The organism is Amycolatopsis samaneae, from assembly GCF_039541975.1.
Lineage (GTDB): Bacteria > Actinomycetota > Actinomycetes > Mycobacteriales > Pseudonocardiaceae > Amycolatopsis > Amycolatopsis samaneae.
Genome location: NZ_BAABHG010000006.1, coordinates 50,550 through 63,973, shown reverse-complemented (window position 1 = coordinate 63,973; position 13,424 = coordinate 50,550). Strand labels below are relative to the sequence as shown.

Annotated in this window: 14 protein-coding genes; 6 read left to right on the top strand and 8 right to left on the bottom strand. The window is 70.9% G+C overall.

Annotated features, from left to right (window positions below):
• The first annotated feature begins 40 nt into the window (after nt 1–40).
• Nucleotides 41–751 (top strand): phosphatase PAP2 family protein, encoded by a 711-nt coding sequence (locus ABD987_RS16885; protein ID WP_345393604.1) that lies wholly within the window; start codon nt 41–43, stop codon nt 749–751.
• Here the strand turns inward: ABD987_RS16885 and ABD987_RS16880 are convergent.
• Nucleotides 711–1,370, bottom strand: a complete 660-nt coding sequence (locus ABD987_RS16880; RefSeq protein WP_345393601.1) for a response regulator — start codon at nt 1,368–1,370, stop codon at nt 711–713. The genes ABD987_RS16885 and ABD987_RS16880 overlap by 41 nt on opposite strands.
• A 53-nt stretch (nt 1,371–1,423) precedes the next feature.
• Between ABD987_RS16880 and ABD987_RS16875 the strand changes: the two genes are divergently transcribed.
• Together ABD987_RS16875 and ABD987_RS16870 are read left to right on the top strand one after the other, a co-directional pair.
• Nucleotides 1,424–3,025 (top strand): sensor histidine kinase, encoded by a 1,602-nt coding sequence (locus ABD987_RS16875; RefSeq protein ID WP_345393598.1) that lies wholly within the window; start codon nt 1,424–1,426, stop codon nt 3,023–3,025.
• A 238-nt stretch (nt 3,026–3,263) separates the two neighbouring features.
• Nucleotides 3,264–3,803 carry a snapalysin family zinc-dependent metalloprotease gene (locus ABD987_RS16870; RefSeq protein WP_345393595.1) on the top strand — a complete coding sequence of 180 codons (540 nt, stop codon included), beginning with the start codon at nt 3,264–3,266 and terminating at the stop codon, nt 3,801–3,803.
• A 7-nt stretch (nt 3,804–3,810) separates the two neighbouring features.
• Here ABD987_RS16870 and ABD987_RS16865 read toward each other — a convergent pair whose 3' ends face one another.
• A complete protein-coding gene (locus ABD987_RS16865) occupies nt 3,811–4,788 on the bottom strand; it encodes a helix-turn-helix domain-containing protein (RefSeq protein WP_345393592.1) in 978 nt (325 codons plus the stop codon).
• A 71-nt stretch (nt 4,789–4,859) separates the two neighbouring features.
• Here ABD987_RS16865 and ABD987_RS16860 point away from each other — a divergent pair, with 71 nt between their 5' ends.
• Both ABD987_RS16860 and ABD987_RS16855 read left to right on the top strand, forming a co-directional pair.
• Nucleotides 4,860–5,318, top strand: coding sequence for a rhodanese-like domain-containing protein (locus ABD987_RS16860; RefSeq protein WP_345393589.1), 459 nt, complete (start codon nt 4,860–4,862; stop codon nt 5,316–5,318).
• A 48-nt stretch (nt 5,319–5,366) separates the two neighbouring features.
• Nucleotides 5,367–6,779 (top strand): amidase, encoded by a 1,413-nt coding sequence (locus tag ABD987_RS16855; RefSeq protein ID WP_345393586.1) that lies wholly within the window; start codon nt 5,367–5,369, stop codon nt 6,777–6,779.
• Here ABD987_RS16855 and ABD987_RS16850 read toward each other — a convergent pair.
• From ABD987_RS16850 to ABD987_RS16840, 3 genes are all read right to left on the bottom strand, one after another.
• A complete protein-coding gene (locus tag ABD987_RS16850) occupies nt 6,703–8,898 on the bottom strand; it encodes an MMPL family transporter (protein ID WP_345393583.1) in 2,196 nt (731 codons plus the stop codon). The two genes, ABD987_RS16855 and ABD987_RS16850, sit on opposite strands and share 77 nt — an antisense overlap.
• Before the next feature lie 114 nt (nt 8,899–9,012).
• Nucleotides 9,013–9,261 carry a hypothetical protein gene (locus tag ABD987_RS16845; RefSeq protein WP_345393580.1) on the bottom strand — a complete coding sequence of 83 codons (249 nt, stop codon included), beginning with the start codon at nt 9,259–9,261 and terminating at the stop codon, nt 9,013–9,015.
• Entirely contained in the window at nt 9,258–9,614 is a 357-nt protein-coding gene (locus tag ABD987_RS16840) for an ArsR/SmtB family transcription factor (protein ID WP_345393577.1), read from the bottom strand. The genes ABD987_RS16845 and ABD987_RS16840 overlap by 4 nt, the downstream gene beginning before the upstream one ends.
• Before the next feature lie 135 nt (nt 9,615–9,749).
• On the opposite strand from ABD987_RS16840, the gene ABD987_RS16835 reads away from it, so the two are divergent.
• Nucleotides 9,750–10,988 (top strand): cytochrome P450 family protein, encoded by a 1,239-nt coding sequence (locus tag ABD987_RS16835; protein ID WP_345393574.1) that lies wholly within the window; start codon nt 9,750–9,752, stop codon nt 10,986–10,988.
• A gap of 10 nt (nt 10,989–10,998) precedes the next feature.
• Here the strand turns inward: ABD987_RS16835 and ABD987_RS16830 are convergent, their stop codons facing one another.
• The 3 genes from ABD987_RS16830 to ABD987_RS16820 all read right to left on the bottom strand — a co-directional run bounded on the left by ABD987_RS16830 (nt 10,999) and on the right by ABD987_RS16820 (nt 13,420).
• The gene (locus ABD987_RS16830) at nt 10,999–11,733 is read right to left on the bottom strand and encodes a Long-chain-fatty-acid--CoA ligase (RefSeq protein WP_345393571.1); all 735 of its coding nucleotides are present in this window, start codon (nt 11,731–11,733) and stop codon (nt 10,999–11,001) included.
• A gap of 133 nt (nt 11,734–11,866) precedes the next feature.
• The gene (locus tag ABD987_RS16825; RefSeq protein WP_345393568.1) at nt 11,867–12,604 is read right to left on the bottom strand and encodes a Long-chain-fatty-acid--CoA ligase; all 738 of its coding nucleotides are present in this window, start codon (nt 12,602–12,604) and stop codon (nt 11,867–11,869) included.
• 78 nt (nt 12,605–12,682) lie between these two features.
• Nucleotides 12,683–13,420, bottom strand: coding sequence for a DUF2786 domain-containing protein (locus ABD987_RS16820; RefSeq protein WP_345393565.1), 738 nt, complete (start codon nt 13,418–13,420; stop codon nt 12,683–12,685).
• Between the last annotated feature and the right edge of the window lie 4 nt (nt 13,421–13,424).

Below are 13,424 nucleotides of genomic sequence, written 5' to 3'. Positions count from 1 at the left end.
TTCCTAACTTGGTGATCAAACCGAGAACGAGGGGGAGGGGATGACGATGCCGACGCGGTTGTTGTCGGATGCGGGATCCGGAAGTGGTCTGTACGACGAGGTCGTCGAGTTCGCCGCCGGCACACCAACGTGGTTCCAGAGCCTGGGCGCGTTGTACACCAAGGTGGGCCTGCTGATCTTCGGCGTGCTTCTCGTGGTGTCGTGGTGGCGCGCGCGGGCGAAGAACGACGCACGTGGGATAGCGCTTTCTCTGCTGGCGCCCGCGGCGACGGCCGGTGCCTACGTACTGAGTGAGCTGCTCAAGCTCGTCATCCACGAGGACCGACCGTGCCGGGGGCTGCCCAGCGGGGCGACCGTCGCCGCATGCCCGGAGGCGGGAGACTGGTCGTTCCCCAGCAACCACGCCACGATCGCGGCCGCCGCGGCGGTGGGGCTGAGCATCGCGTGGCGGCGGATCGCCCCCTGGATTGCCGGGCTGGCGGTGCTGATGGCCCTTTCCCGCGTGTTCGTCGGCGTGCACTATCCGCACGACGTACTGGCCGGGCTGCTGCTCGGCGCGGTGGTGGCGTGGATCGTGAGCCGGTCGCTGGAGAAGCGCGTCACCGGGCTGGTGCTGAGGTATGCGGGACGGCCGGGGATCGGGGTGCTGTTGTTCGCGCGCCCGCCCGCGAGCGAGGCACCCACCCGGGTGCTGCCCCGGCAGCCGGGACCTACCGGTCCTCCGCCACCAGATCGGCCTCGTAGGCGATGATCGCGGCCTGGACGCGGTTGCGGACGCCGAGGCGGGTGAGGATGGTGCTGACATAGCTTTTGACGGTGCCCTCGACGAGGAACAGTTCGCGGCCGATCTCCCGGTTCGACCTTCCCGCGCCGAGCAGGGCGAGTACCTGTCGCTCGCGCGGGCTCAGCCCGTCCACCAGCGCCCGCGCCTCCTCGGCGCGGGCCATCCGGTCACCACTGAGGGTGGTGAGCACCCTGGACGCGGTACTGGGGGACAGGTACGCGGCGCCTTCCGAGACGGCGCGGACCCCGGTGATCAGCTCGCGGGGATCGCCGGACTTGAGCAGGAAGCCGTTGGCCCCGGCACGCAGCGCCTTGGCGATGTAGGCGTCCTCGGAGAAGGTGGTGAGCATGATGACGGCGGTGCCTTCGTTCGCTCGGCGAATCGCCTCGGTCGCGGCGAAACCGTCGAGGCCGGGCATCCGGATGTCGACGACCGCGACATCCGGCCGGTGCTCGGCGACGAGATCGATCGCCTCGCGCCCGTTGCCCGCTTCGGCGACGACGTCGATTTCCGGGTCCTTGTCCAGGATTCCCTTCACCCCGGCGCGCACCATCGCTTCGTCGTCGGCCAGCACCACACGGATCATCGAATCTCCCCCGGGAATCGTCCTCGATGCTAGCGGAGACACAAGGTGATCGAGTGAAGTCCTTCTTCGCCGCGCTGGCGCGTGCCCAGTCCACCGGCAACACGATGTTGTGGGCCGCTTTCGTCGTGTTCGCGCTCGCGGAACGGCTGCTGCGCGGTGCCCACGGTGCCGCGTGGTGGGTCGTCGGGATGAACCTGGTCCTGCTCGTCGTGGCGGGCGCGCTGATCAGGATCCGTCCGCTGGTTTCGTGGCTCATCGCCGGAGCGCTGACGGTCGGCCAGCTCGACGGCGCTGCGCTGAGCCCGTCGTTCCAGCTCACCTACCCGCTGGTGCTCGCGACCGTGAGCTACCTGGTCGGCCGATCGGTGCGGGAGGCGCGATGGCCGCTGGCCGCGTTCGCGGTGGTGGTGTCCGGCAGCTTGTTCGCGGTGATCGGCGTCGGCTACCTGTCCGGCGACCCGCTGCCCCGGGTCGCACGCGATCTGGTGTCCACGGCCTACCTGCTGCTCGCGCTGACGCTGCTGGGGGTGCTGCCGTGGCTGGTGGGCCGCTACCGGAGGGTGAACGCCGAGCTGGCCACGGCGGGCTGGGAACGGGCACGGCAGCTGGAGCGCGAACAGGAGATCACGGCCGAGCAGGAACGGCTGCGTGAGCGTGCCCGGATCGCGCAGGACATGCACGACTCGCTCGGGCACGCGCTGAGCCTCCTCGTGCTGCGGGCGGGTGCGTTCGAGATCGATCCCGCCGCCGACGAGCGGCTGCGCGGGTTCGCGGCGGACACGCGCCGCTCGGTGACCGGCGCCACGGAAGAGCTGAGCACGATCATCGGCGTGCTGCGCGAGGAGCCGGCGCCGGCCGGGCCCGTGCACGAGAGCATCGCCGAACTCGTCGATCGCACCGCGGCGTCCGGAGCGGACGTCACGCTCGAGCACACCGGCGAACCGGTCGCGCTCCGGCCGATCGCGGACCGTGCCGCGTACCGGGTGGTGCAGGAGTCGCTGACCAACGCGACCAAGCACGCGCCGGGCGCCCCGGTCAGGGTGCGCCTCGGCTATGGCTCCGGCGAGACGGTCGTCGACGTCGTCAACGCGCCGCCCGTTGCGAAGAGGATGCCCGTCCCCCAAGGAAAACGGGGGCTCATCGGTCTGGAAGAGCGGGTGCGCGTCGCGGGCGGCGTGCTGACCGCGGGCCCGTACGAGGGTGGCTTCCGGGTGACCGCGACGCTTCCGCACGCCGAACCCGTTGTCCTGCCCGGAAACCACCCACACACGGAGGGGGCCCGTCGCGGGTTCGAGGCCGAACAGCGCCGGACGAAGCTGCGGCTGACGCGCGGGCTGGTGGTGGCCTTCGGGCTGAGCGCGGGTGTGGTGGTGCTCGTGGCCGGGCTCTTCGCGCTCTGGGTCTTCAACTCGGTGCTGTCGCGGGCCGACTACGACCGGCTCGCGGTCGGCGCGCCGCGTACCACCGTGGAATCCGTACTGCCCGCGCTGGATCTGCGGTCGTTCGAGGTCGCCGAACCACCGCGCCCGGCCGGTGCGTCGTGTGAGTACTACCTGACGAGCGTGGCGGTCGTGCCGGTACCTCGGTCGGTGTACCGCCTGTGCTTCGACGGGAGTCGCCTGGTCGGCAAGGACGTCATCGCCGTACCGGGCTGACGGCACGGGCAGCCCGCCGGGACCGTTTCGGGCCGGTCGCGACTTTTGGCGGGTTTTGCCGGACTGGCACGGGTTCTAGCATCACGCTGTGAGGTGGGCGGGCTACGTACGGTTCGATGTCCGCCGCCGCATGAGTCTCTGAGGTCGACAAGGGGGATGTGCCCGAAGGGCGGGGGGAGAAACACAGGCTCCGCACCGACGCGAGGAGTAGATAGTGCTTCGACGTACATTGGCCGGCGTGGTCGCCGGTACCGCTCTCCTGCTGCCGGTCACCGCGCTCACGGCCGTGCCCAGTGCCGCGGCCGCCGAGATCCAGGCGACCACCCTCACCTACGACGACAGCCAGGCGGCCGAGTTCAAGGACGTGGTCGCCCAGGGCGTCAACGTCTGGAACACCAGCGTGACCAACGTGCGCATCGTGAAGGCGTCACCGGGGCAGCGGGCGAACATCCGCGTCGTCGCGGATCCCGGCTGGCCGCGGGCCACCCTCGGTCCCGTCCGGCCCGGGGGCCAGGTCACCGTCTGGTACGGCCGCGTCGCCGTCCAGCAGGGCTACAACAAGGTCCGGATCGCCTCCCACGAACTGGGCCACAGTCTCGGGTTGCCCGACGTGAAGCCGGGGCCGTGCTCGTCGCTGATGTCCGGTTCGACCGGCGGCGTGAGCTGCGCCAACACGAAGCCCAACAGCGCGGAGATCGCGCAGGTGCAGCGGAACTACGCGGGTCGGACCGCGCAGCAGGTGGCCACGCCGGAGATCGTGCTCACCGACGCCGCCTGAACCCACGTCACGGCAGGGGACGTCGCCCGGCGTCCCCTGCCGTGGTGAAACTCCGGCGATAGGCCGAGGGCGAGACGCGCATCGTCCGGACGAAGTGATGCCGGTAGGTCACCGCCGTGTCGAAGCCGACGGACGTGGCGACGCGCTCGATCGGGAGCGCGGTCTTCTCCAGCAGCGGCAGGCTCGCGTGCACGCGCTGGGTGACGAGCCAGCGGATCGGGCTGGTGCCGGTGCTGCGCGTGAAGTGCCGCAGGTAGCTGCGCGGCGACATGTTCGCGGTGCGCGCGAGCGTTTCGACGGTGATGGCCTCGGTGAGATGCGCGAGCGCCCAGGACATGCTGGCGGTGACGCGGTCGTCGTCCGCGTCGGCGAGCACCGGGGATTCGATGAACTGTGCCTGGCCGCCGTCGCGGTGCGCGGGCACGACCAGCCGGCGCGCGACGGCGTTGGCGATCGTGGGGCCGTGGTCCTTCCGCACCAGGTGCAGGCACAGGTCCAGCCCGGCGGCGCTGCCCGCGCTCGTCAGGATCGGGTCGTCGTCGAGGTAGAGGACGTCCGGATCGACCTCGACACGCGGGAAGCGGCGCGCCAGGACCGGGGCGTACTGCCAGTGCGTCGCGGCGCGACGGCCGTCGAGCAGTCCGGCCTCGGCCAGCGCGAAGGCACCCGAACAGATCGACACGATCCGCGCGCCGCGCCGGAAAGCCAGGCGCAGCGCGGAAATCACCGCCGGTGGGCACTCGCCGGTGATGTCGGAGACCCCGGGCACGATGACCGTGCCCGCCGCGGCGAAGGCGTCGAGATCACCGTCGGCGTGCAGTGCGGCGCCGCCGACGACGCGTACCGGGCCGGGGCGCGCGGCGCAGATCGCCAGCCGGTACCAGTCGACGTCGAACTCCGGCCGGGGCAGGCCGAAGACCTCGGTGACGATGCCCAGCTCGAACGCGGACATGCCGTCGTAGAGCAGCACGGACACGGTCGACATGGCGGGATCTTAGCGAACAGCGGCGTTCGCGCCACTGTTCGGTGGTGACCGGGACCAGCACGATGAACGTCATGAGCGCAGTTCTCACCACCACACCGGCCGACCCCGGCCACGCCGCCGCCCACTTCGCCGGACGCCTCGCGTTCGAAGCCGACGTCAGTGACGTCCACGCCGACCTGGAAGCCCGCGTCACGGACCTGGTCGTCGTCGACTCCCGCAGCGTCGAATCCTGGGACCAGGGCCACCTTCCCGGCGCGATCCACCTGCCCACCGCGGAAATCGCCGGCCGCGCCCGCGACCTCGTCCCGTCCGGCGCCGTCGTGGTCACCTACTGCTGGGGCCCCGGCTGCAACGGCGCGACGCGGGCCGCGCTGGCCTTCGCCCGGCTCGGCTACCGGGTCAAGGAGATGATCGGCGGCTACGAGTACTGGGTCCGCGAAGGCTTTCCGGTCGACTCTGCGGGCGGGCGGCGGCAGGTCGACGCGGATCCGCTGACCTCGCCGGTGTCCGCCATCGCCTGCGGTTGTTGACCGGACCGGAGTCTTGCCGAGGGCCGGACGCGGTGATCAGATGACCGGGTGGCCGAAACCGACATCTGCTTCCTGACCGCGCGTGAACTCGCCGACCGGCTCCGGACACGGGAGGTGTCGGCACGCGAGGTCGTGCAGGCGCACCTGACGCGCGTCGAGCAGGTCAACAACCGGGTCAATGCCGTCGTCACACACACCGCGGAAAGCGCTCTCAAGGCGGCCGCCGCCGCGGACGAACGCCTCGCCGCGGGCAAGGAGGTGGGGCCGCTGCACGGGATTCCCATGGCGCACAAGGACACGCACGAGACCGCGGGCGTCCGCACGACCTACGGTTCACCGCTGCTGGCCGACTACGTGCCCGAGGCCGACGAACTCCTCGTCGAGCGGCTGCGCGCGGCGGGCGTCATCACCATCGGCAAGACGAACGTGCCCGAGTTCGCCGCCGGATCCCACACCTTCAACCCGGTTTTCGGCCATACCCACAACCCGTACGACCTCACCCGGTCCGCGGGCGGCAGCAGCGGGGGCGCGGCCGCCGCGCTCGCCTGCGGGATGCATCCGCTCGCCGACGGCAGCGACATGGGCGGCTCGCTGCGCAACCCGGCGTCGTTCTGCAACGTCGTCGGCTTCCGCCCGTCGCCGGGGCGGGTGCCGGACTGGCCGCGCCCGATGGGGTGGGCGACGATGGGGGTGAAGGGCCCGATGGCCCGCACGGTCGCCGACGCGGCGCTGCTGCTGTCGGTACTGGCCGGCCCCGACCCGCGCGACCCGACGTCGCTGGAAACGCCGGGATCCGTGTTCGCGCAACCACTAGACGCCGATCCGCGTGGTCTGCGCGTCGCCTGGTCACCCGATCTCGGCGGTGGTCTCCCGGTCGACCCGGCGGTGGCCGCGGTCGTCGAGCGGGCGGCACACACCTTCGAGGACGACCTCGGCTGCCGCGTCGAACGCGACTGCGTCGACTTCTCCGGCGCCGACGAGGTGTTCCGGACCCTGCGCGCGTGGAGCTTCGCGCAGACCCACGCCCAGCACCGCGACCAGCTCAAGGACACGCTGAGGCAGAACGTCGAGGAGGGTCTTCGACTGTCCGGTGTGGACATAGCACGCGCGGAAGTGCTGCACACCACGCTGTTCCACCGCGTCCGGGAGTTCTTCGAACGGTACGACATCCTGCTGCTGCCGGTCAGCCAGGTACCGCCGTTCGCCGCCGAACTCGAGTACCCGGACTCGGTCGACGGCGTGCCGATGGAGGACTACCTCGGCTGGATGCGCTCGGCGTACTTCGTGAGCGCCACGGGGAGCCCGGCGCTTTCGGTGCCCGGCGGATTCACCGCGGCCGGGCTCCCCGTGGGCGTGCAGCTCGTCGGAGCGCACCGCGCGGAACTCAGCGTGCTGCGGGCCGGACACGCTTTCGAGCAGGCGACGCGGTTCGCCCGGCGGCGTCCGGGGATCCTGGCCTGACCGGTTTCCCCAGCCGCCGCCCGAACAGGGTGAGTGCCGCGGGCAGCAGCACCCCGCGGATCAGCGTCGCGTCGAGCAGGATCGCGAACGCCATCCCGAGCCCCATCATCTTGTACTCGATCGCGCTCAGCGAAAGGAAAACGCTGAAGACACCGGTCATGATCACCGCCGCGCCGGTCACCACACCGGCGCCCGAGGCGGTGCCGCCGACGATCGCGTCCCGGAGCGGGGCACCGGCGGACGCGCGTTCGCGGATCCGGCTGAGGATGAAGATGTGATAGTCCATGCTCAGCCCGAACAACAGCACGAACAGGAACAGCGGGAGCCAGTCGAGCACCCCGCCGTAGGGCGTGAAACCCAGCAGTGACGCGAAGTTGCCGTCCTGGAAGACCCAGGTCAACACCCCGTACGCGGCGCCGACCGAGAGCAGGTTGAGCACGATCGACAGGATCGCGACCCCGGCCGAGCGGAACGCCGCCCACAACAGCGCGAGCGCGAGCAGCAGGATGAACCCGAACACGTACGGCGTGCGGTCGGCCGCCTTCGCCGCGAGATCGTGCGCGTTGGCGGCCTTCCCGGCCACGGCGAACCCGATCCCGGGCACCTTGCCCAACGTCTCCGGGAGAGCGCTTTCCCGCAGTGTCCTCAGTGACCGGTCGGACTCCAGAGAACCGTTACCCGCCAACGGAACCCGGACGACCAGTGCCCGGTCGACCGGCACCGTCACGACCGGGCCCGCGGTCTTCGCCGCCAGCTGGCTGACGGCGTCGCGCACCGCCGGGGTGTCGACCGGGCCGCCCCGCTCGTCCCACACCACGACGTGCGCGGGAATGGCGGCGCCGGGGAACGCTTCCTGCAGGCGGACCGCGGCGTCGATCGCGGGGACGTCGCGCGGCAGGCTGTCGGTGGCCAGCGGCGCCTGCAACCGGATGTGGCCGGCGGGCAGGGCCAGGACGGCGAGGACCACGACGGCGAGCCCGCCCCACAGCGCGGGGCGCCGCGTGACGACGCCGGCGACCCTGGCCCAGAACCGTGAGTGGTCGGCGGCGGTCCGGCGTCGGCCGATCCAGGGCAGCCTGCCGCGGTCGACCCACGGACCGAGCAGGGACAGCAGCGCGGGCAGTGCCGTCACCGCCGCCGCGACGGTCAGCCCGACCACCAGGATCGTGCTGATCGCGAACCCGCGGAGCTGGTCGATCCCGACGAAGGCCAGGCCGGTCACGCACAGCGCGACGGTGAGCCCGGAGACCACCACGACCCGCCCCGACGTTCCGGCGGCGGCCAGGATCGCCTGGTCGACCGGTAGCCCGGCGGCGCGTTCTTCGCGCTCGCGGCGCAGGAAGAACAGCGTGTAGTCGATCCCGACCGCGGTCCCGATGAGCAGCGTGATCACCGTGGTGGCGCTGTTGATCGGGACCAGTTTGTCTATAGCGGACAAGAAGCCGAACGTCGCGGCCACCGTGGTCGCGGTGAGCAGCAGCGGGATCGACGCGGCGATCAGCGCCCCGAACACCAGCAGCAGGATCACCACGGTCAGCGGGAGCGAGGTCAGCTCGGCGCGTTTGATGTCCTGCTTGATGCTCTTGTCCACCACTGTGCTCAGGCTCAGATCGCCCGCCTGCGCGATCCGGAGCGCGGGATGTCGCGCGGCGACCGCGTCCACCGCCGCGGTCGCCGCGGTGAAGTGCGCGCGCACGTCGTCGTCGGGACCGGCGATCCGGAAGGTCACCAGCGCGGACCGGCCGTCGGGGGAGAACCGGCCGGGCTCGCTGCCGGGCAGGCGGAGATCGTCGACCGCGCCGGATGCCCGGAGTGTGCGCGCGAGGTCGTCGGCCGCCGACCGCAGTTCGGCGTCCGATCCGGATTCACGACGTTGGACGAGTACGTTCTCCAACAGTGGCTCGTAGACCTGCTGGGTGCGGAGAACCCCTTGTGCGGTACCGGATTCTCCGGGATCGGAGCTGGGGAGGCTGGTGCCGGGGACGAGCGAGCCGACGGCCAGCGCGAGCACGACCAGCGCGAGCCAGCCGGACAGGACCGCGGCGCGGTGCCGGACCGACCAGCCCGCGATCCGCTCGATCACCGGCCCCCGCCGGTCCGGGGTGCCTGTGGGCAGCATGAACTAAAGTCCTTCCGTGAAGGAGTGATCTGCGTAAGGACTCGCCCTCGGGCGAGGTGGAGCTTCTTCCTCCTGGGCCGCCGAGTTGCCGCTCGGCGGCCCAGGGCCGTTCCGCTATTCGACCTCCTTGAGGACGCGTTCGATGGCGCGCAACCGGTCCTGGACGTCGGCGAGGCGCCGTTCGGTTTCCTCCTGCGACCGCGTCGCCCGGTCGGCGAGCGTCCGGTACTCGTGCTCGCGGGCCAGCGCCGCCTTCGCCCGCCAGGTCGAGGCGAGTTGCACGATGGCCACGGTGAGCACGACGGTGATCAGCACGAAAACCCCGGTCAGGCCGATGATTTCCTGCCACTGGTGCCAGTTCATGACCGTGCTCCCTCGTCCAAGCCGTCCCCCTGGACGGAATCCGGTGTGCTCAGCGTCGGTACCGCCGCCGCGACGGCCTGCGGGGTGAGCTGGATCGAAAACGGTGTGACCTCGTAGAACTTCATCGCCTTGCCCTCGGCCGAGACCTCGAGGCTGGCCGTCACCAGCCCCGCGGCTTCCAGCTTGCGCAGGTGCACCTGGAGGAGCGCGCGGCTGATCCGCAGCTCGCGCGCCAGCTCGCTGACGTAGGCGCGTTCGGCGAGCAGGGCGGCGACGATGCGCAGCCGGTGCGGATTCGCGAGCGTCCCGAGCAGCCGGACGAGCTCGTCGCCGGTCGGCGAAGAGCCGCTCACCACGACGTCCCCCACATGCAAATAGAAGTTAGCAGGTGCCTACTGGAGTTGTCACCTGGCGGGAATCCGCGGCGGTTGACAGTTCTCCCGTGGGCGATCCAGGATGGTGTCACATTCAGATGATAGGAACATGTGATGACGGCATCCGAAAACCTGGTGGACCTCACCGACGCCGAACTCGTGCGCGACCCGTTCACCGCGTACTCGCGGATCCGCGAGCGCGACGGGCTGGCCAAGGCCCTCATTCCCGGCGTCGAGCCGATGTGGCTGGTCACCCGCTACGACGAGGTCAAGCTCGTCATGGGCGACCCGCGGTTCGTCAGCGCCGCCTCGGCCGTACCGGGCGCGCCGGACCTGCGGGAACAGCTGTGGCACGCGGTGGGCATCCCCGAGGAGCTGTTCGGCTACCTGAAGGGCGGGATCAGCGAGGTCGACGGTGCCGGGCACGCCCGGCTGCGCGGGCTGGTCACCCGGGCGTTCACCGTGCGGCGGGTCCGCGAGCTGCGGCCGCGGATCGCCGAGCTCACCGAACGGCTGCTGGACGAACTGGCAGGCCACGCCACCGACGGCGTCGTCGATCTGTTGCGGCACTTCGCCTATCCGCTGCCGATCGCGGTCATCTGCGAGCTGGTCGGCATTCCCGAGGAGGATCGGCCGCGCTGGCGGGAATGGAGCGCCGCGATGGCCGTGGGAGCCGGGCCGGGCATGGCCGGCGCGCTGACCTCGATGGTGGACCACCTCCGCGTCCTCATCGAGTTCCGGCGGCACCGGCCCGGCGACGACCTGCTGTCCGGGCTGATCCGCGCGCAGGCCGAGGACGGGGATCGGCTCAGTGACACCGAAATGATCGCGCTGGTGCAGAACCTCGTGGTCGCCGGGCACGAGACCACCGCGCACCTGATCGCCAACGGCACCGCCGCGCTGCTGACCCACCCCGATCAGCTCGCGCTGCTCCGCGCCGAGCCAGCCCGGTGGCCGAAGGCCGTGCACGAGCTGATGCGCTGGTGCGGTCCCGGCCTGGGCACCCGGATGCGCTACGCCGCCGAGGACGTCGAGATCGGTGGCACGCTCGTCCGCCGAGGTGAGGGCGTGCTGCCGGTGCTCGCGGGCGCGAACTACGACCCGCGGATGTTCGCCGACCCGGAACGCCTCGACGTCACCCGCGATCCGGGCCGCGCGGAAACCCACGTCGGCTTCGGCGCCGGCCCGCACTACTGCCTCGGCGCCGCGCTGGCCCGGCAGGAAGCCGAAATCGCCTTCGAGGCGTTGTTCCGGCGCTACCCCGGGCTCAGGCTCGCGGTCGAGCCGGGCGAACTCCGGCACGGGCCGAACCCCGGCACCTGGCAGCTCGACGCGTTGCCCGTCCGGTGGTGACGCCGCGGGGTCAGAGCGGGTGCTCCAGCCACACGTTCGGCTCCACGTAGACACCGAGGTCGCGTGCCACCGAGGCGAGCACGGGCGCGATGCCGCCGGGGATCGGGTTGAGCCCGTCGACGAGTTCGACGCCGGTCCATTCTCGCCACTGCGCTAGCGTGCCGGTGACCTGCATGGCGAAGGGTGCGACGCCGATCATCCGTGCGCCAAGCCTTTCGTGCGTGCGTAGCCAAGGGTCGGCGAACAACCCGTCCGGTCGCTTCCGGGCCAGGTAGTCCACAATGGACTCGGCGGGGTGCTGCTCCAGGCCGGTCGGCCGGACCGGGATGACGAGCCGGGAAAGCCCGGCGGTACGTGTCCGGGCCTTCAGTCCGGTGAGCATGACCGTGGCGAGGCCCCGGCCCCGCGCGTGTTCGGCCACCGTGACCTCGATGGCGACCAGCGTGGTCGGGGCCCGCCCGTCCATGACGTCTTCGGCCATCCACAGTGCCGCTGCCTCCAGGCCGTGTTCGGGCAGCTCCGGCCGTTCGGCGGTCGGGAACGCCACCGGCATCGCTGCCGCGCGTGCCACCGGGACATCGCCGTCGAGCAGGACCAGGAAGAACTCGGGCCAGTACGCGGCCAGCCGCCTCGATTTCGTCAGCAGGCCCACCACGTCGTGACACAGGAACTCCCCGCCGACGACACCGATGTCGAGCGCGGCCTGCCGCAGATCCGGACGGGTGGCCAGGTCTTCCATGCGCATCGGGCCAGTAGAGCGGATCTTGCCGGTCGAGGCCACGGGAATTCCGTACCGGAGCGGCGAACTCGTGTGCTTGAACGGCGAACTCGCGTGTCTGAAGGCAGAACTCGCGTGTCTGGATGGAGAACTCGCGTGCTTACAGGGGGTGGTCCATCCAGACGTTGGGTTCGACGTAGATGCCGACGTCGTGGGACACCGAGGCGTGGACGGGGGCGATGCCGCCGGGGATCCGGTTCGGGCCGTCGGTGAGTTTGACGCCGGTCCAGTCCCGCCACTGCCCGAGAGTGCCGGTGACGGTCAGCGCGAAGGGCGCGATCTTCACCAGTTTCGCGCCCAGCCGTTCGTGGGTGCGCAGCCAGCGGTCGGCGAACAGCCCGTCCTCGCGGCGCCGCGCCGCGTACTCCGGCATCGGCACCTCGGGCTCGGCTTCCTTGCCGATCGGGCGTACCGGCGCCACCAGCCTGCTCAGCCCGGTTTCGACGGCCCGCGCCTTGAACGCCTTCAGCGCGTGCGTCGAGAGACCGGTGCCCAGCAGGTGCGGCGCCACGACGATTTCGAGCGCCACGAGGGTGGTCGGCGCGCGGCCGTCGACGAGGTCTTCGACGGCCCAGCGCAGTGCCGCGTCCCAGCCCTCGTCGGGCAGCTCGGGACGATCCTCGGTCGGGAACGCGACCGGGATCGACAGCGCCCGCGCCAGCAGCGTGTCGTCGGTATCAAGCAGGACAAGGGAATACCGGCCCCAGTGCTTCAGCAATCGCTCGGGCGCGATCACCTTGCCGCCGGGGCCGCGATAGAGGAATTCGCCGCCGACGTCACCGAGCCGCAGTGCGGGATCGACCAGATCCGGCCTGCCGAGGAGATCCACAACGCGCACCGGCACAGTAAACCGGGATGATCATGGCCGGGATACCTGCTTACGGGCGAAGCGCCCGACCTTGCCGCGTGCGGGGAATCAGCGCATGGGCAGCACCTGCCGCCGCTTGGTCAGCGCCGTCGGGCTCAGGTTCGCGTTGGTGCCGGCGTGGTGACCGTCGAGGTAGCCGCTGCCGGACAGCCGCCGGGGCGGCGCCGTACGCAGCTGGCTGAACTGCTCGTCGAAGGCGTGCTGCACCATGGCCGTGCGATCGGCCACGACCAGCTCGGCCGACCGGCCGCCCGGCGCCGTCGCGGTGTGGGTTCGGACCGCCCGCTCCTCCGCCTGGCGCAACCTTTCGTACACCGCCCTGGCGAAACCGTGCAGCCACGTCCGCCGGTAGGCGGCCAGCGATTCGCCGCGGAACACACGGTTCTCCGGCCGGACCCTGGTCAGTTGCGTGGTCGCCTGCAACAGCAGGCTGGTGAACAGCAGCTCGACGCGTTCGAGGTCGGAGCGGAACCCGAAGATGGTCACCGCCTCGACGCCCTTGGCCGCGCGGTGCAGCAGGGTGCGGCAGCGCAGTGGGAACGCGATGTTGGTCAGCAGCGTGGCCTTGTCCCTGCTGTAGGGATTGTCGACCGGGATCCTGCGCAGGCCGATTTCGTCGGCGGTGGCGCCCGCTTCGGCCACCATCGCGCGGTCGATCCCGTACCGGGCGATCAGCTCGGCGGCCTTGGTGTTGTACAGCTCCGCTTCCGCCTCGGTGACCGCCGGGTCTTCGGCCTTGGCGAGCAGTTTCCGGACGCGGGCGAGCAGCATGTCGTGGTCGGGCAATGAT